General features: G+C 41.2%; 8 protein-coding genes. All 8 read right to left on the bottom strand.

The genetic code is table 11. The features are described from left to right. Window positions 1-53: 53 nt before the first annotated feature. Entirely contained in the window at window positions 54-13799 is a 13746-nt protein-coding gene (locus ACZ5R4_RS18310) for a PfaD family polyunsaturated fatty acid/polyketide biosynthesis protein (RefSeq protein ID WP_464367764.1), read from the bottom strand. Next, window positions 13789-14589: an alpha/beta hydrolase gene (locus ACZ5R4_RS18305; RefSeq protein ID WP_464367763.1), complete on the bottom strand. Its 801-nt coding sequence runs from the start codon at window positions 14587-14589 to the stop codon at window positions 13789-13791. Before ACZ5R4_RS18305 ends, ACZ5R4_RS18310 begins: the two co-directional genes overlap by 11 nt. A gap of 15 nt (window positions 14590-14604) precedes the next feature. Continuing rightward, on the bottom strand, window positions 14605-15273 hold the full coding sequence (locus tag ACZ5R4_RS18300; RefSeq protein ID WP_464367762.1) for an MBL fold metallo-hydrolase: 669 nt from the start codon (window positions 15271-15273) through the stop codon (window positions 14605-14607). Continuing rightward, the gene (locus ACZ5R4_RS18295; protein WP_054861643.1) at window positions 15263-15517 is read right to left on the bottom strand and encodes an acyl carrier protein; all 255 of its coding nucleotides are present in this window, start codon (window positions 15515-15517) and stop codon (window positions 15263-15265) included. Before ACZ5R4_RS18295 ends, ACZ5R4_RS18300 begins: the two co-directional genes overlap by 11 nt. 12 nt (window positions 15518-15529) lie before the next feature. Beyond that, window positions 15530-17854 carry an ACP S-malonyltransferase gene (gene fabD, locus ACZ5R4_RS18290; RefSeq protein ID WP_464368513.1) on the bottom strand — a complete coding sequence of 775 codons (2325 nt, stop codon included), beginning with the start codon at window positions 17852-17854 and terminating at the stop codon, window positions 15530-15532. Between the two features lie 60 nt (window positions 17855-17914). After that, window positions 17915-18685 (bottom strand): 4'-phosphopantetheinyl transferase superfamily protein, encoded by a 771-nt coding sequence (locus ACZ5R4_RS18285; RefSeq protein ID WP_464367761.1) that lies wholly within the window; start codon window positions 18683-18685, stop codon window positions 17915-17917. A gap of 121 nt (window positions 18686-18806) precedes the next feature. Then, the gene (locus ACZ5R4_RS18280; protein WP_054861646.1) at window positions 18807-19475 is read right to left on the bottom strand and encodes a methyltransferase domain-containing protein; all 669 of its coding nucleotides are present in this window, start codon (window positions 19473-19475) and stop codon (window positions 18807-18809) included. A 70-nt stretch (window positions 19476-19545) separates the two neighbouring features. Then, window positions 19546-20895, bottom strand: a complete 1350-nt coding sequence (locus tag ACZ5R4_RS18275) for an MATE family efflux transporter (RefSeq protein ID WP_181397603.1) — start codon at window positions 20893-20895, stop codon at window positions 19546-19548. Window position 20896 lies beyond the last annotated feature (1 nt).

Here is a 20896-nt window from a genome sequence, read left to right as displayed (position 1 = left end):
CCTCTTGTAAGGCTTTTAAGATAGCTTTTTTGTTTACCATGTCCCTTCCCCCCTTAAACCAGATTGTATTCTTGCAAAAGATTATACGCCTTGTTCATTTCCAATGTGCCTTGCTCCACTTTTTCCAAAATCTCCTCCAATGTAGGTGACGATAATAGCACTGATTCTTCATCATCTTTTTTGTTTTGATGCTGCATCCAATTGGCAAACTCACGTAAGGTCGGATAGTCATATAAGGTGGTTGCCTCCATTGTGACCCCATAACGCTTATTTAAAACTCGGATCCATTCTACACCCAAAATAGAGTCTAGACCCAAGTCTGAAAATTGAACATCTTCATCAATATCACTAGGATCTAGGTACATAATTTCAGCCAGACTTTCCGCCAATTCGGTTATTAAAGTCCCATTAGCGGTTGATGGCTGTTGATCTCCCTCATGAATAGACTGGATATACTGTGTTAATTCGTGAATGGTCGGATAATCATAAAGAGTTGTAGCATCTAGTGATAGATTCAACGTCTTATTAATAAGACGCATCCATTCCACGCCCAATATAGAGTCTAAGCCCATATCATAAAAGTTCCGATTAATATCCACCGTTGTTTCCTCCATAAATAAGGTCTGAACTAGACTATCGATAAGCATATCTTGCAGTTTTAACCCATCTTCTTCTGAATATTGGGAGACCTGATGTTCAACTACAGGTTGATCAATCTTTGATAAAGTTTGTTGTGATAAAGCCTGGACCCGTTGACGATCAGACCATTTAGGCATGTTTGTCAACGATGGTAGTTGAATCTGTTCCTGTTTTAACTCTTGTTGTTTAGTATTCGTCAAACTAAATGATGGCTTTGTTTTAGGTGATAGACTAACCAATTCTTCTGGCAGCGGTGAGGTATTGACACTAGGCTCTTTCTTCGATGATTGATTGTTTTTTTTCGGCCAAAAGCTTTTACGTTCAAAGGGATATGTAGGTAAATTAATCCGTTGTGGTAGGTTATCCCCATATAACAGCTTCCAATTCACCTCGCCACCTTTTATCCAACAAATAACAGCTTCTTGCCATTGTCCTTTTTCAAAATTGTTCATATGTTTCTTTATCTTCTCATTTTCTTTAGTTAACGTACCTGTCAACAGATTGGATGGTGATTTTCCTTGGTGATAGATTCTAAGAGTTTGTAAAACCTCTTCCAAAGAATGGGCGGTGAATGCCATTCTATACTCCATAGACTCACGACCAACCTGCAAGGTATAGGCCAACTGTCGCAAATCTATTTCGGAGTTATTTTGAATAAAATGGAATATCCGATCCGCATAGACTTTCAATTGTTTCTCATTTTTAGCTGAAAGCACTATCATTACTGGTTGATTTGGCTTATTATGATTATCGTTCTTATCTAATACTTTCTGCGGCAGATACTCTTCCACTACAAGATGAGCATTTGTTCCACTAAAACCGAATGAGCTGACAGCAGCACAGCGTGGTTTTCCTTGGAGCGTTTTCCACGGTTGTTTTTTCGTATTGATATAAAAAGGGCTATCCGTTAAATGAATGTGCTCATTTAAACGATCATAATGGATTGTTGGTGGAAGGGTCTGGTGTTTGATAGCCATAAGCGTTTTAATCAATCCCGCAATACCTGCTGCTGGCAGCAAATGGCCAATATTGCTTTTAACAGACCCTAATGCGCAATACTGTTTTTTAGTAGTGAAGGATTTAAAGGCCTCTGTCAGTGCATCTACTTCAATGGGATCACCTAGTTTAGTACCCGTTCCATGTGCCTCAACCAGTGTGATATCGGTTGGGTTAATGTCAAATTTTTTATAAACTGCTTTTTCCAATTCCATCTGTGCCTGCCCATTAGGTGCCGTTATTCCGTTTGTTTTGCCATCCTGATTGACACCCCAACCCTTAATAACACCATAAATTGTATCCTTATCTCGAACTGCATCACTTAATCTTTTTAGCAGAACCACTCCCACTCCCTCACCAGGAACAAATCCATCCGCCTGTTGATCAAATGTCCGACAATGCCCCTGTTGTGACAGCATCCCGGCCTTACTAGTCATAATATGGAGGGAAGGATCAGCTATCATACATACCCCTCCAGCAAGTGCCATATCACTGTTGCCCAATACGATGCTGTTACAAGCCTCAGCAACGGCTACTAAGGAGGATGAACAGGCAGTTTCAATTGCTAAGGCAGGGCCACGCAAGTTGAGCAAATAGGAAATTCGAGCAGCTAAAATGGATGTCGTACTACCCATGAGAATACGTGAATTTAAGTCTTTTTCACTGAATAATTTTTCATAATCACTTGTTGCACAACCCGCAAATACACCACATTTGCTGTTTGAAAGGTCTGAAGGCTTTATACCGGCATCCTCTATACAACTCCAACAGCTTTCTAAAAACAGTCTTTGTTGTGGATCCATAGTCATTGCATCCACTGGTGGGATGTTGAAAAATGTCGGATCAAATTTATCAAAATCTTCAAGACTTCCCATCCATTTGCTTGTGCTCTTCCCCGGTGCTTCAGGATCAGTATCATAATAGTGTGCAATAGGCCACCTAGTAGAAGGAATTTCTGAAATACAATCTCTGCCATTGATAATGTTATCCCAAAATGCACCTATATTATCTGCTTTAGGAAACTGCCCTGAAATACCTACAATTGCAATATCTGTCTCCTTAGAATGCTGTTTCTCATGAACTCGTTGTGGACTGGTAGCAACATCTTTAGAGCTATATCGAGTTTGTAAATGTTCGGCAGCCTGTTCCATCAACATAACAGCAATATCTACCACATGACGATTTTTCCAGTCTTCATAAGGTGTACCTTTTACCCATTGATTAAACGCCCCTAAGGCTGGCCCACAAAATATTTGGAAGTTATCTTTTTCAGATAGATCCCCATTAAGTGTGGCCCTGTTACAATAAGCAAAATACCATTTGAAAATAAGCACCAGCTTAAAGCGCGGATTCACCTGCGCTTCGGCTAAATGCTGTGGGTTTTTCTTTTTCTTGTATTCACAAACCAGTTCCCATACTTCTGCAAAAGTGCGTTTAAAATAATGGCTTTCAATTTCTTGTTTAATCTCTTGAGGGATTTCTTCAATTGAATTATACTGCATAAACAGTTCATAGAGCTTATTAGCCCGGTTAGAAAATTGGGTATGCTTACTAACTACTTGGGCTTTAGCACCAATTTCAAACATATCTCCAGCAGCTGTTACAGCTGTATCATGAATGGAAATAGAACTTAGTAACTCTTTAATTACATCGTGTGCTCCACTTTCAACCGTACACTGGTTGATGGAGCCTGTGAAAACAAAGTCTGCTCCCATCATAAAGGCTGATGCCACCGCCTCTGGAGTACCTATCCCACCTCCACATCCAACAAGGATCGGTTCAGGATATAAATGGTTTTTCTGAATTTCCTTTCGAAGTGCTAGTACAGAAGGAACAAGTGCAGACAACACACCTTGGTCGGTATGACCACCAGAGTCTGCCTCTAAAGCAATATCATCAACCATTGGTATAGATTTCGATAATACCGCCTCTTCTTCTGTAATCCACTTTTCTTCTAACAATTGTTCCACTAAGTCCTCAGGTGGTGGTGCCATCAATTGTTTGGCTATTTCCAATCGAGAGCATTTGCCTATGATTCTTCTAGGAAAATATAGACTGCCATCCCTCTGCTTCTTTATCCCTTTGATACGAGCATAAACGAATGGTGCCGTTATGGTAGAATAAGCGGATGCTTCAATAAAAGGAACCTCATGGTTGATAAATAATCTTGCTTGCTCCCATTCTTCTTGCTGATTATTCATATTAGCAATCAGGCACATGCCATAGGGCTTATGTGGTCCTAAAGCAGATTGAATATTTTGAATATGTGATGCTACCCTGTCCCCATCTAAACCAGCACTACCAAAAAAGCTTAGCAATTCAGCTTCTCCCATTGAAATCACCATGGCTTCTGAAGCGACCCCTTGTGCCATTGAACCCGCCATATAGTTCGATTTGCAACGATAGCGGGATTGAAACAACGGGTTTCCAAGACTTTTCGGACTATTTGCCATTTCTGAACCATTTGTATTCTGCTTAGGTAGAGAAGGTCCCTTTAAAAAGGAAGTGGCGGATGCTTTATTTATAGTCTGTATCTCTAAACTCCTTTTCTTATCCCCTTTTTCGTTAGGTAACAAGGAATTCTGTTTAGAAGGTCGCTTTTTTCGGTGATTCAACTCACTAGAAACATATTGAGCAAAGTCACGTATGGTCGGGTAGTCGTACACTTTGGTAGCTTTAACATCTATTCCATAAGTTTTATTTAAACTCTTAATCCACTCAACGCCAACTATAGAATCTAATCCTAATTCGATGAATTTTTTACCTGGTAAAATCATCTCACGATCAATATATAAGGCTTCTGCTAAACTATCTGCTAATTCTTCCTCCAACTCTTCCAAGTCCTCTTTCTCACGGGACTGCACTTCTAAACTATCTTGCTCAACATCATCTATCGATACATTTTCAACAGGAAGAGAAGTCGTTTCATTAATTTTATTATCATCTACATTAGTAGATAATGTGTCAATATTTTTTGAATCAGAATAATCTTCTATATAATTCTGTTTAGCCTCTACTACTTCTGTAGGAACCCAATAAGAATCCCGCGCAAACGGATAAGAAGGCAAATGAATTCTGCCAGGCTCTTCCTTCCACATTTGCTCCCATGGTATATCATAACCTTGACAGTAAAGGTTAGACAGCCCTTGCATAATCTCTTGATATTGATCTGAAGTTTCTACTTTTTCGAGTCGTTGTATAAGATCACGCCCAAACAATTCCATAACCTTTTGACCAATAAATTCTTCTGAAACGATATTCCTATAGCTATTAGGCAAGGATTCCCCAACATTAAACCTTTTCATTAGGTATAGAGCATCCGTCTTGTCTTTTACTACTACTACATAACGATGACGAAAATGCTGGCGACCATGTAAAAGGGTATAACTGACTTGTAAAAGATCCGCCTTCTGCCCCTCCGGGCCTTCCAAATAGGCGATTAAATCGGTTACCTTTTCAGCCAACGCCTCTTCGGTCTTTGCCGACAGTGCCAACAAATAATATGGGAGCGATGTTCCCTTCTCGTCCCGTTCCTCTTTTGAATAGCTCTCTACTACCAAATGCACATTGGTTCCACTCATTCCAAAGGCGCTTACTGCTCCTCGACGAGGTTTTCCCGGGCTGTCTTTCCATTCTTGATTGGTCTTATTGACATAAAAAGGGCTATTTTCCCATTGGATATATTTATTTTCCTGTTCACAGTGCAAGCTAGCTGGAATGGTTTCATGTCTTAAAGCCTGCACCATACTAATGAGACTCACCAGTCCGGAGGCCGCAAAGGTATGTCCAAAGTTGGTTTTGGTGGACGTAATCGCACAAAACCCTTCTTTTTTCGTATAGCTTTGGAAGGCATCCCGTAGGCCATTGACTTCCACTGGGTCTCCCAACCTTGTCCCCGTGCCATGGGTGACAATATAGGATAAGGTTTCCGGATCAATACCATACCGATCATACACCGAACGGTAAAGCTGGGATTGGACCACCCCGTTCGGGGCGGTAATACCGTTGGTTTTGCCATCATAGTTCATACCACTCCCCCGGATTACCGCATAGATCGGATCTTGATCCGCTTGCGCTTGTGAAAGGCGCTTAAGCACCACCGCTGCCACCGCTTCTCCTGGTACCATCCCATTTGCACGTTCATCAAAGGCATAACATCGCCCATCTGGGGATAACATGCCAGCTTGATCAATCGCTTCTAGCGTCTGTGGCAGGAGCACTAGATTCACCCCAGCGGCAATGGCTGTGTCACAATCCCCCATACGTAGGCTTTGACACGCCTGATGCAATCCGACTAATCCAGAGGAACAAGCGGTATTGATCGCCATATTCGGGCCACTAAGATTGAGCACATAGGAAAGCCGTGCGGCCAATATCGCATCATGATTAGAGGTAATCGGACCATCGAAGCCACTGAGATACTGGTAATCGCCATTTTCTACCCCAACAAACATGCCAATCTGTTGACGCGCTAATTGCTTTTCCCCATAGCCTGCATCCTCTAATGCTTTCCAAGCTTCCTGGAGTAATAAACGCTGGCGCGGGTCCATGTTCTGCGCTTCCCGTGGAGAAATCCCAAAAAACGTGGGATCAAATTCCCGTACGCCTGGCACCATGCCGAGGCGCCATGGTTCCCCCTCTTCCGACCAACGGGTCGTTGGTTGAACCTGCTCTTCTCCTTGGACCAGACGCTCCCACAGTTGCGCAATATTTCGTGCCCCAGGAAATCGGCCACTCATCCCTATCACGGCAATAGGTTCCGTATCTGGCTGGGTTGGTGCCGCTGGCACCTGAGGAGCGGATGGAGATTTTCGTTCCTCTAGCTTTTCTGATCTGACTGGCTGAGACGATTCCTTCGGCGCTGGCTGGTCCTCGGTTGATAAACGCAAGGATGGCTTTTCCCTTGTCGTCCCTTCCCTGTAAAAGTCGGCCATGGCTTCTTTGTGTTCCGTCATATAATAGTCCGTCAACTTCCCTAACGTAGGGTAGCCAAAAAAGAGAGCCGGGGTAATCTCCACCTGATAATGATCGGTCAATTGTTCGGCAAAGGTGGCTAAGGTAATCGAATCAAAACCAAAGTCCGCCAGGTTACTCTCTACCTGCAATTGGTGCCGCGGGATTTGTAATAGCTGGGAGGCGATTTCCTTTAAATCCCACTCTACACATTGGGGAACACTTAACCCCTTCATTTCTTCGCGCCGTCCTTGCCCGGCTGGCACATCCAAGACATCAGGTTGCTTCGGTAATGGCTCCACTGTCTCCGGCTGGTTTATCCCTAGAAATCGGTAGACTCGCTCCGGTTGACCAGCCAGAACCAAATGCTGAGTGGAGGACTGACCGAGTAAGCGCTCAAAAAGAGCGAATCCTTCCTCTGTTTCCAAGGCTCGTTGGCCACTAGAAGCGAGATAGAGATGGGTCTGTTCCTCGTCTCCTAGCCCCATTCCCCCTTCTTTCCATAGGGGCCAATGGATCACGAGCGTCTTCCCAGGGTATATTGCTTGCCTTTGATCAGCATAGGCCAGGAGGAAACGGTTAGCGATCGCATAATCTCCTGCCCCCATATCTCCCAAAATTGCCGAGGAGGAGGAAAAATAACAGACAAAATCAAGGGATTCCGAGGCGAAAACCTCATCCAAGACCTGGACCCCTTGCACCTTCGGAGCTAACACATGTGCAAAATCAGCCGCAGACTTTGCCAAAAGAGGCGCTGTACTCGCTACCCCCGCCGTATGAATGACCCCGTCGATTCCTCCGAATCGATTCTTAGCCTCTGCAAGGACCGCTTCCATTGCCGCTCGATCACAAACATCCGCCTGACAGTACACCACTTGGCTGCCTGTTTCTTCCCATTGCTTGATCTCCGCCGCTAAGGAATCGGATAACGGGGACCGTCCTGTTAACACCAAATTGACAGATCGCGAGCGAGTGAGGTTAACCGCCAATGAACGGCCTAAGCCCCCTCCACCGCCGGTGATAAGATACGTACCACCTTCTTGAATCTGCCCTTCCCCTTCCGTGATATCCGTCGACTTTATTCGGCAAACATGCCGTTTCCCTCCGTCATAGAGCACACTCTCTAGATCAGGGGTTCCGAGCTCGTCCGCGAGCCTATCCAGCCACTTCGTTATGTCCAGCGCTTCGGAGGTGGCTTTTTGTAGGATTCCTGCGACCTCCATCTGAGGGAACAGAAAACCCAGGGATCGCTCCCAGCCCATCCAAGATTCGAGATAGCTGCGTTCCAGTGGACTCGTCCACTCCCCTGCCCAGACGAAACGGGCTGGCTTCGCTTCCTGCGTTGCCTGGAATAGGTGGAAAAGGGGCCTATAATCGCTAAGGAAGTGCGGTTCCTCCAATGGCCACAGATAGAGTAAAGCAAAGCCCGTCCCCCAGTCAGCCGCTATGCGCTGAAGGGTTTGGCGGTAAGCCGCTCCATCCTCTCGAGGGAGCTGGTAAGAATGGGCATTTTCCCGAGAAGCTTTCGGTCCCTGGGCAATAAAAATGACCTCCGTCCCAGGATAACGGGTTTGAAGGCCTGTACGCCATAATGATTGATAGCTAGGATCGGATAGAAAACAGACCCACACCTTCGGTGGGGCCCATCGCTCATCCGGTAGCTCTTGTTGTTGCCAGTTTTCCGCAAATGTCATTAACCGGGTTTCCTCCGCCGATTTTCCCATCGCTTCCGCTACTGGAGTCTGGGAGGAATCGGACACAAAAGAGGCTTCCTTCGTAGGAGCCTTAGCCGTCTCTGGTTGCGGTACCCAATACCGATCGAGCGAAAAAGGATACGTAGGTAGTGGCACCCGGCCATATCGACCTTCCTTAAACAAAGCGAGATAATCTAATTCATATCCCTGAACATATAAATCGGCCACAGTAGAAAGGTTGTCCATATAGTCTTCCTTATTAATTTTGCACTGAGCAATACAATGGTTACCAAATTTCTTTAATGCCGGCAGTTCCCTCTGTTCCCTTTCATATATAACATGAGTAAATATAGAAGAAGTAGATTTTCGCTCAAGCCATTGTGCTAATTGAGCAACCATATCCTGCTGATTACGTACTACACAGGCTAAACGATGATTAAAATGCTTTCGACCTACCATTAAGGTATAGCAAATATTCCCAACATCCTCTGTATTGCTCTTACTATAATCAATCAGTTGTTGAGCTTGCTTTTGCAAAGCCTCCTCAGATCGAGCCGACAAAACTAATAAATAACCAGGCATATCCGGATGATTGCGGACTACTTCTGGTGCCTCTTCAATCACCATATGAGCATTCGTGCCACTCACTCCAAATGAGCTTACTGCGGCACAGCGTTTAGCACCTGATTTAACTTCCCACTCCTTTAATTCAGTATTGACATAAAAAGGACTATCTTTAAATTCAATATTGCTATTTCCTTGATCAAAGTGTAGTGAAGGGGGGATTTTGCGATGTTTTAAGGCCAAAAGAACCTTAATAACACCAGCAATTCCTGCAGCCATTTGCGTATGACCAATATTGGTTTTAATCGAGCCTATAGCACAGTAGGACTTCTTATCTGTGTAGTGTTTAAATGCCTGTGTCAACGCTTGATATTCAATTGGATCCCCCAATTTAGTTCCCGTTCCATGTGCCTCTACCATCTGAATATCCTTCGGGTTGATACCAAATTGTTTATAAATATTCTGCTCTAACTGAACCTGGGAACGAAGGCTGGGTGCTGTAATACCATTAGTTGTACCGTCTTGATTTATACCAGAACCCCGGATGACACCATAAATGTGGTCACCATTAGCAAGGGCATCTTCTAATCGTTTCAGTAAGACTACACCAACTCCTTCACCAGGAACAAATCCATTGGCTCGATCATCAAACGTATAGCATTGTCCTGAAGGAGATAACATTCCAGCCTGATGTTCTGCTTTATATAACTCAGGTGTGCAGCGTATAGATACTCCACCAGCTAATGCCATCTCTATTTCACCTGTCCATAATCCTTGACAGGCCACATGCATCGCTACCAATGAACTGGAACAAGCTGTGTCTATCGCAATAGCTGGACCCTGTAGATTCAGATAATAGGCAATCCGAGCTGGAATGACAGAACCTAGATTCCCCCAAAAGGCTTGGGGTACCTCATTGGAGGGGTAATTATGCATTAGATGGTGATAATCACCCTCACTACCTCCTACATATACACCACACGACCGACCTTGTATACTTTTTCCAGCATAACCAGCATCCTCTAGGGCTTGCCAACATGCCATTAAAAATAGACGTTGCTGAGGGTCCATATGGTTTGCTTCTACGCCTGAAATATTAAAGAAGAAGGGGTCAAATTGATCAATATTCTCAATAAAGCTACCTATTTCCCACCTCTTTACAGTTTCATCTTTATCATTTTGCCCCCTCCAGCGAGTTGTATGGTCAACCAAATTAGTTCCCTTAGATAAATGCTCCCATAATTCATGCACATTTTCAGAATTAGCAAACCTGCCACTTATCCCTACAATAGCTATCGGGCCTTTCTTTTCAACATCTGACCCACGTTCTTTATAGCTTCTCTTCTCTTCTTTTGCTCCTACCACTTGTTCTGAAGAGGTTTCTTCCATAGATGATGGCGTCTCCTGTCCAAAAGAAGTAGTAATAGCTTCATTGTAATGAGTCAAAAGAAAATCCGTTAATTGATCAATGGTCGTAAAGTCAAAAAGTATGGTTGTTCCTAACTCAAGTGAAAAGGTGCTGTTAATTGTTTGAATGAGGTTAATTCCACTAATTGAATCAACACCGTAATCGCGAAATGCTGCCCCAAAATTAATGTTTTGAGCATCAGTTGATAAGGCATGTGATAAATGTTCTGCCATCCAGTCTTTCAATGCCCTCGCAATGTGATCATTCTTTACGGTGGTGACAGCTGGTTGTTTTTGCTCCCCTTGTTTAAAAGGTTGTTTTAGCATGGCTACTTGGCGCAGTTGGCCATCACTTAAACCCATAATAATCTGTTGACCTTTTTCATGGTCTTCTGCTACAGGAAATTGAACCTGTTTAAAGCCTTCTTGCTTCAATACTTCCTTCCATCCATTTGCAGATATAGCTGGACCACCAGATAGGCGCAATGTATCGTCTTGGAATAACCACCAGCCTTCCAAAAGACCAAAGGTCAAGTGTAGAAAAAGAGAGTTTTCACTAAGCTCATTTAAAATCAGCATACCATCCTTCTTTAATACCGCTTTAACCTGTTGCAAAGATTGCGCAATCTCTTTTGTGGCATGAAACACATTGGTCGCAATGGCAATATCATATGTATCAATTCGAATGCCTTGCTCCAAAGCTTCAGCCTCTACATTGTATACGGCATAATTGACAAAAGGATAAGCTTCTTTAAACCTTTTTTCCGCATAAACAAGAAAAGCTTTGGAAATGTCGGTATAGCAATATTCTTCTACATTGTCCCTATAGGGCTCTAAATTTTTCAACACAGAGGAACTTGTGGCCCCTGTACCTGCTCCGATTTCAATGATCCTTATACGCGCATTCGGATCCTGATGTAAAAGCTCCTGTATATATTCAACGACTTTCTGAGCAAGAATATTATTAAAATAATCAGCAATGTCATTATTTTGGTATATTCCTTCCACCAGTTCCATGGAGGAATTAGGAAACATAATATCTGTTGCCAGTATCTCACCAGTCAAAATCCGTGGTAAGGAACGAAGGGTATGTTCTACCAAAATCGTCTGTGCCTTAGCATCTTGATTAGTCAACCAATACTGTTTTTTCCTTTCCCAATCCTCCCAATCATCCATTTCCTGCGTAAAAGCAGGGTTCACACTATAGCGATTGGACTCATCACAAAATACACAGTGATTATCCATTAAAAACTGGAGACTGCGTTTCAACCATTTAGCATAAATTGATTGCAACCCCAGTTTCTTTTGCATATCCTCTAATGTCAACTTTTGATCATTTAAAATGCCAAGAGACTGTAATTGCCGTAACAATAATTTCGTAAGTAGTTCTTCCATATCCTCCATTTGAAGACCAAATGATGATAGATTTGTAGGTTCTTGATCAGTAGTTGCATCCTTCTCTTGTACCCAATAACTCGTTCTACAAAATGGATAAGGAGGAAGCGGTACCTTTCTATTTTTTTGATATAAGCCTGTCCAATCCATAGGATGGCCTTGTACATACAACTCGGATAATTTCACAACATAATCCTGATATCGATCCATATGTAATATCGTTTGATTAGACAAAGTATGAATTAACTGTTGTCCATAATTTATCAGTTCGAGATCTGATTGATAAGTAGTAACCCGATGACACCACGTCTCGTCTTCCTCAAGCCCCGCTTCTATCACTTTAAACAGTTGTTGCCTAAGTTCCGTCAAATTACTAGCAATAAAGGTACAACGAACATCATAATGACTTCGTGCCACCGATAAGGTATAAGCTACTTCTTCAGCAGAGTAATGCTCGCCTTCACTCTTTATCCAGAAAGCAAGATCGACTAGCTTTTGACGTAAAGCTTCTATGTTTTTAGCAGATAATAAAAATAGATAATATGGCTTAGGGATGGATGATATTGATTGCGGTGATTGGTCTACCCATTCTTCAATAATTATATGAGCATTGGTCCCATTGGAGCCCAACGCATTTAACCCTGCCCTTAAAGGTGTACCTGAAGAAGCTTTCCATGGAGTCAATGTAGTATTAAACACAAAAGGACTGTTTCTTAATGGATCCTCTTGATCTAGTTCTATTAAACGGTTTGGAGGTAAAACTTGATTTTTCATTGCCATCAGAATTTTAAATAATCCAGCCATACCAGCTGCCAGTGTAGCATGGCCAATGTTAGGTTTATGAGATCCGATAACACAATATTGAGTTTTATCTGTAAATTCTTCAAACACTTCAGAAAAAGCCTTTAGCTCCATTCGATCACCCAATACGGTACCAGTACCATGTGCTTCAATATAGCCTATCGTTTCAGGGTTAATCTGTGATTTAGTATAGACTTCTTTAATTAATTGCTTTTGGGAAGCAACACTTGGTGCTGTCATTCCATTAGTTTTACCAGCTTGATTAATAGCAGATCCCTTAATAACCCCATAGATATGGTCCTGATCTCGAACTGCAGCATCTAGCCTTTTTAGCACAGCCATGCCTGCACCTTCTCCCAAAACCATTCCATTGGCCTCTGGATCAAACGCTTTACATTGCCCCTCCGGTGATAATAAACCAGCCTGAGAAGACATCTTAAAAAATTCAGGCGTACTTGCAATAAAAACTCCACCAGCTAGTGCCATTTCCGATTCACCCTTGCAAATACTATCACAAGCTAAATGAATGGCAACCAAAGAGGAAGAACAAGCTGTGTCCACTGTCAGACAAGGACCCTTAAAATTAAAGAAATACGAAATGCGAGATGCAAGCATTGACATCTCATTCCCCCAAAAGGTGTATGTATCCATCTCATCCTTTAATTTTGACCTGTAGTCAGATGTTCTTCCTCCAATAAATACGCCAACCTTTTTTCCAGCCAATTTTTCAGCAGGGTAATCAGCATCCTCAAAAGCCTTATAGGTTTCCTCCAAACATATGCGCTGTTGTGGATCCATCCTTTCTGCTTCCTCTGTGGAAATATCAAAAAAGTCTGCATCAAATTGATCAATATGCGATAACATTCCGCCCCATTTACTGACTGAGCGATTTTTTTGGTTCGCCTGTGTTGTGAAGTACACCTTTTCATCCCATCCAGGGCGTTGAATTTCTTTCACACAACAATCTCCTGCTTTAAGATGTGTCCACAACTCCTCAATATTTTCAGAGTCTGCAAACTTACCAGCTATTCCGATAATTGCAATATCCGTAGATGAGTCGTCACTTATAGCATTCACAGAGGTGGCGCTTTTTTCTTCTATAAAGTATTGCTTTTCTATATGTTCAGCTAGCTCAGGAATACCACGAAAATCAAAGATTACTTCAACCCCTAATTCTAAATCTAGACTATCATTTACCGCTTCAACAAAGTCTACTGCCATAATGGAATTCATACCTAGCTCTAGAAAACTTTTATTGAGATCCAAAGGCTGATCTGTACCAACCACTTGAATAAACTTTTCAATTAATTTCTCTTTAATCGAATGTTCCGTTCCTTGATTACGCCTCATTTTTCCATTCAGTCCTCCTTTTTATAGTAAAAGCAAGGATATGTTCCGCAACCTCTTGCCAACGAGAACCCAACATCATGTCATGGCCCATTTCAGAAAAGATTATCGGTTCTGTTCGGTAAAATCGCCCAATCGAATGAGTGGTCTTTTTTGAGATCATAGCATCCTCATCCGTTCCTAGCACTAAAAGGGGAACTTGAGCTATTGTATTCTTAGGTACTACTCGTTTTAGGCAATCACTGCTAGCTTTTATTGATTCCGGTTGAAGCTTCTGGTTTAAGTCGTATTTTTCGCCAGGCTTTTCGTCATATAAAAATAAATCCACTGGAAAGTTGGTGGTTTTGCCCTGATTATATAGTTGCAGTTGAAAAAATTTCTTAGGGTGCTTGAACAACAGCCGTATTAAATCCTTCAGCATTCCTCCAGGCGGAATCGAAGCCAGTAAAACAGCTGAATCCACTCTATCCGGATGCTGATGCATGATTTTTTGTACGACTGCTCCTCCCATGGAATGACCAATAATAATAGGTTTTTGTTCAAAGGTTTGTAATACACGGTAGACATCTTCTACATAATCATCCATTGTATAGGTATGTAGTTTTTCATACCCATCACTTTGGCCATGTCCCCGAAAGCTTATGGCATAGGACTGGAAACCATGAGCTTGGAAAAAAGGAAGGAAATATTCCCTCCAGCACCAGGCAGCATGATTTGCCCCATGAACAAAAAGGAGTGGTGGTGTTTCATTCCACTCCGAGGAGGTAGTTTGAATGACTTCTATTTCTCCCATATGGTCCTTTCCCTTCTATTGAAAATCAAATAAACCTAGTTGATTTTTTCGCATACGAAATTTAATAAAATGCTCACGATTTAGTTGAAGATAAATATTATTCTTACGAAGATGCTCCATCGTTTGTCCCGGTGGCATCCCAAATGAGTGTCCGGGAAAGATACAAACATCATTTTTTATTTCTCTTTTCAATCGTTGAATGCTAGAATACATGGCTTCCGGTGAACCTCCAGGTCTTATGCAGACACCACAGCCTTCTGTAAACAGGGTATCTCCTGTAAAAAGGCTGTTTCCTAGGTGAAAACACATGCTACCCGTTGTATGGCCCGGGGTTAATAGACAACGAAACGATAATCCTCCCAATGAAAGAGAGTCGTTATCGTTGATAGCGTGCAGTCGCTCACATCGAAAACCGGAAGCATTAATCTCCTTTTGCGACAAAAATACATCCGGTTGCATAGCTTCACTTAATGTTGGTACCAGATTCGTATGGTCGTAATGAGAATGAGTCAAAAGAATCGCTCGAAGTTTAGCATTATTTTTTTTCAGTAACTTGGTTATTTTTTCTAATTCCCATGCCGGATCAATCACAATAGCATTTCTTGAGTTTGGCTCCACAATTAAATAAGAGTAATTAATAAAAAATTGATAACTCATTTTCAGAGAATATTGTTTATAAAGCATTCTTGTTGCTTTTTTCGAAAAGGATTTCAGCCAAACCTCCGAGATTTCTCGCTTCTGACAACTCAATACTAGGAATTTGTAAGGAAAGTGCTTCTAATGTCATCATAATAATTTCCGCTCGATCAACAGAATTGGCACCTAAATCCGCCAACCTGTCTTCCCACTCAAAATGATGTTGTTCAAGTTCTGGTACAATTTCACGTGTATGCTGTACTAATATAGAAAAAATGTCTTCTTTACTCATATTATTTCCTCCTTAGATAGTAACCGTTTGTAGTGATCCTGATTCTTTTACAGCCAAAAGCTGTTGAAAACGTTCGGTTAGTAGCTGCGCCGTCTCATCCATTAAATATTTTCCAATATGATCCACATGACGGTTATGCCAATTTTCTAAATCGGTTCCTTTGACCCATTCATTAAAGGACCCTAAAGCAGGTCCGCAATGAATCTGAAAATCTACTTTAGATTCCTGCTGATCGTTTAGTGTCAATTGATTGGTATAATGGAAATACCATTTAAATATTGCAGCCATTTTTTGTTTAGGGTTTTTTTCGAACTTCTGCAAATCTTCTGTCGTGTAGTGGTCTCTAATTTTTGCATAAACCTCTTCGTATTTGCACTTAAAATATATTTCTTCAATATGCTCCCGCACATGCTTATCTATAGATTCCCACGACTCATAATGACGGTACAATTCCCAAAGCTTATTGGCACGCGCTGGGAAAAAGACTCCTTTTTTCAAGACTTGAATTTTGGCACCCAGTTCAAAAAGATCACCAGCAGGTGCATATTCCGTATCCTGTACATTCATTTGTTGCAACAAATTTTTTGCAGAATCACTAGTATTCGCTTCGATGGTACATTGATTAATGGAACCTGTTAGAATATATGCAGCACCGAGGGTAAAGGCCGCTGCTGCTGCTTCAGGTGTTCCAATCCCACCTGCTGCCCCAATACGAATCTCTCTATTATAAGCGTATTTTGTTTGAAGGCGATCCCGCAACCGAATAATGGTCGGAAGTAATGCATAGGCCACACCAGCATCTGTATGCCCACCGGAATCAGCTTCAACGGTAAGGTCATCTGCCATTGGAATTTGTCGAAGCCATTTGGCCTCCTGGGAAGTAATTTTCCCTTCCATCTGTAGCTTATTGAGTAGACGTTCAGGTGGAGGACTTAAAAAAGCCTCAGCGACTTCCGGCCTCGAGACTTTAGCAATAATACGATGATGACATCGAATGGAATTATCTGAAGAAGGCTTTAATCCTTTAGCTCGATAGATAATTAAGGCAGGTGTTATACCGAGAAAAGCGGATGCCTCCATAACTGTCACGTTATATTTTAATAGTAGATGGACGATTTCTTCTTCCCTTTGGGGATGATTAAACTGATGAACTAGATTAATACCATATGCTTCCCCTTGATTTAACCCCTTTTGGATAGTGATAATCGCTTGTTCAATTTCCACTGGTTTTAATCCACCACTACCAAAAAAGCCCATCATTCCTGCTTTGCCTACTTTCACCACTAAATCGGTAGAAGAAATGCCTCGGTACATCCCACCAGTTAAGTATGCATACTTAAGGTTGTAATCCCTCTTAAAACTATCACTTCCTAAGGAAGAGGCCGTCAAGCATAACCGAGGAGGTGAATCGGAAGGTGGAACATTTTGTTCAGTCCTTCTTCCCATAGCTTCTTTATCCTTTGTCAACCTATCCTCTACGATCAAAGGCTTTGATTTATTTTTAATTTGACCAATTAAACTGGTTAATACATGACCCGGGCCTAGCTCTAGAAAATCTATCTCTCCCTTCCCCATTAAATAACGGATACTTTCGGTCCATTTCACCGGATGATCAATTTGAGCAATAAGATTAGCTTTTATATTCTCCCCATAAGGCCTAGCCTCAACATTGGATATGATAGGGATAGCTGGGGGAAAGAAGTGAAACTCATTTAAATAAGAGGAAAATTCCGATTTTACTTGTTGCATATAACGAGAATGAAAAGCACCACTTGTTTTTAAAGGGATAAACATCTGCACATTGGGCGTTTTTTCGAAAATTCCCTCTGCTTGTTTTATCTCCTCCTTCGGACCAGATAAAACTATTTGTGTAGGTGAGTTGAAGTTAGCAATATCCAATTGATCCAATCCGTTTAATGCTAATACTTCCGCAATTTGTTGTTCATTCAAACCGAGAACTGCAGCCATACCACCACCGTAGCATTGGCTCATCAACTCCCCTCTTTTTTTAACTAGCTTAAGACCTGTTTCGAAGTCAAATACCCCTGCCGCAAAAAGAGCATTATACTCCCCAAGACTATGACCTGCCACATAATTTGGCTTTTCATCTGTTTCTCTAGTCTTTTTAAGATAGTGAAATGCATTCACGGTATACAATGCTGGTTGTGTGTATTGAGTTTGTCCTAAAATCTCATCTGGGTTTTCCAAACAAACTGTTCGAATAGAATACCCTAATATGTCATCAGCAAGCTTCGTTAAGCGGGAGAACTCTGCAAATAATTCTTTACCCATCCCCTTTTGCTGGGACCCTTGCCCCGGAAAAACATAAACGGTCATTCTCTCATCTCCTTCATTTTGTTTTGCTAACTCCATTGAATGGAGTAGAACCATATCAAGTTATGTATTAATCCCATCTAATATAGGAATACCTTGGCATAATAATTGATAAATAGAGTCCTTTGACCAATGAACCCCTTTAGGATGAGTAATCGAACAAACATAGGATGAAAAGATAAACGATGTCGTACAAAACTGTGGAAAGTAATTGAAATAACTTGTTATAACTGGATGAGCTACTTCTACTGTACGGATCGAAAAAATATCAATTGGGGATGTAAATCCCGTTTTTAATACTTTGGACAAGCTTTCTTTGACTGACCAGAAAAGTGTGAGCGAATGAACCGAAGAAAAAGGTAGTGATTTCATCACCATATGTTCTTCATCCGTCATCTGTCCAGCTAATACTACTTCTTTATCTGTTTGAATTCTCTCAATATCCACACCTAGGGGGCAGACATCACCATAGGCTAATGCCATACCTAAATCATCGCAATGGGAGATAGTGACTTGAGTTTCTAACCCATGAACAATCGGTTGGTGGAAAATGCCTGGTTCAATTTCTATAGAACTTAACCTTTCTTCACCACTTAGTAAAGAAACAGCATTTTTCCCTGCATATCTGCCCGCTAAATAGCTTTTGATTCTATTTTTAAACGTCAATTTATCTAAATAGGCAATTTCCTTCGGATGCAGAAATACTTTTGTTTGTAGGTAATCATCATAAGAATTGGAATAGCAAAGGCAACAAGTCGATAGAAAATTTCGTTCTTCCTCTTCTTTAAATACGAGATGGGTTGTCCACAGCATCGGCAAGCTTTCGATGTACATCAAGGCCATCCTTTCACCAATAAAATATGCTTTACATTAATAGAATAGATGGATAGTAGCAAAAAGGAGTATGAAGTTAGCCAATTCGTCTCTTCTTATCCTATTTTTTGGAGCTATCACGTTATCTCTCAAACCATGCCTCTATTCCAATAAGACCCTCATGTAAATCACATGTTTCAAAATCACTCTCTTTAACAAATCCCAGAAATTTCTCCTTCGTATAGGCTTGCTTAATCACTACATTCCGAAACATCCACTTGATAATCATAGCATTCAACCCTTTGAAGCCCATATCTTTCGTTACAAATTTATTAATGTCAGCTTTAGGCACATCCCCTTTAAAATCGATAATGACTACTTTTCCTCCAGGTTTTAAAACCCTTCTCATTTCATTTAAACATTTAACCGGTTGAGCAAAATTCTTAAAAGCGGCACGACAAACGATTAAATGAAAGCTTTGATCATCAAATGGCATATTTGCTGCATCACCATGACGGAAATCAATATTTAAACCTGCTTTATCAGCATTGTTTTGTGCCATTTGCACTAACTTATCACTAATATCCAACCCGGTAATTTGAAAATCGCCTAATTTAGCCAATTCCATCGATAAATATCCAGGACCAGGAGCAAGATCAAGCACAGAATCTCCATCAGATAAGGCTTTTAATACCTTATTTGCATCTTGTGTGTATTTTTTGATTTTTTTCTTAGTGTTTTTAGCATACCACTTACCTATAAAACCGTTCATTTCTGGTCCCTTATAACTTTTAGTAGGATTTACAGACATTTCTTTTCACTCCTTCAAATAGTATTATTCCTTTCCTAATGGCAATAGATCGACGTACAATACAACCATTTCAAGATGGCATAGCCTTGTGTTCTTTCATCTCTGTTATTCCCCATTTCCATTTACCTGATCGATAATATAACCAACTACCTACTGCTAGTACGATAAAGCTGGCTAAAACAGCGTACCATACACCCGTTACATTCAAGCCCACTTGTGTAAGTATTGCAGCTACTGGTACCCTTATAACAATGAGAGAAACTAAAGAAAATAATAGCGTAACTCCGCTTTTTCCAGCTCCATTAATAATGCCATTGCAAGCATATAAAAGTGCAAAGAAGAGATACCCTAAGCTAATGATTTTCAAATAATCTACACCAATATTGACGACTGATGGGGTAGTGATAAAGATTTTAATAATATAATCTGGGAAGAGAAAACAGGATAGAGCAATTAAAAACGTAAAAGGAATATTAACAAGTAATCCTCCACGAAAAAGGCTTTTGATTCCCTCCATTTTTTTCCCATGTACAAATTGCTTTGTTAAAATTGTTATAGCTATCATTACCGCAATCGCCGGTAAAGCGACAATGGAATCAATTCGGCTAATAACATAAAACGCTGCAGTTGCGTCACTTCCAAAAGGGTTAACAAAAATAATAATGCACGTGTATCCTAAAGCTAACAGAGATTGTTGAATAAAAACAGGCATACTCACAGGTAATAAGGAGAATAGAATATCACGATCTAATCTCCATTGTGTCGGTTTAATGAATAGGCCCTTATAATTACGCAAGAGATATCCCAATGAAATAAAAAACGCCACTACTGAGACAATAAAAGAAGCAAATACAGCCCCATACAATCCTAACTCAGGGAAAGGCCCAAACCCGACGATCCACATAGGTACTAATAGTAAATTTCCAGCTGTAGCAATCGCTATAAAGAGCATTCTCGCAAAGGTATACCCTACATCTTTCAATAAGGATGTAATTAAAAATGAGAAATACATAATCGTGAACCCTAATGCCATAATCCGTAAGTATCCTGTAGCTAGCTCCATAACGCTTCCAGGAGTCCCCAATATGGTAAGAATCCCTCGAGCAGCTAAAAATACCCCTATGGTCACCAACAACACGCTTAAAACTGAAAAGGTCCATGACACATTAATTTGTTTTTGGTTATTATCTCGATCTATCTTTTTTTGAAAACCTTGTAACATTGGCTTTGAAGTTAATTTGGCTGCTCCATTAGCAATTGCGGACATTGCTAAAACGATAGGAAAGCATGCCCCTACAGCTGCGACAGCCTGGCTTCCTATCAAATGGCCGACCCATATAATATGTATAAGGCCATCTACCATCACTAATGCACTTTCAATAAAAATTGGGAAAGCCAACTTTATAATTTTACCTCTCACT

The organism is Gracilibacillus sp. JCM 18860, assembly GCF_055395245.1.
Note: the sequence above shows the minus strand (reverse complement) of the source record. Positions and strands in the feature narration are given on the sequence as shown.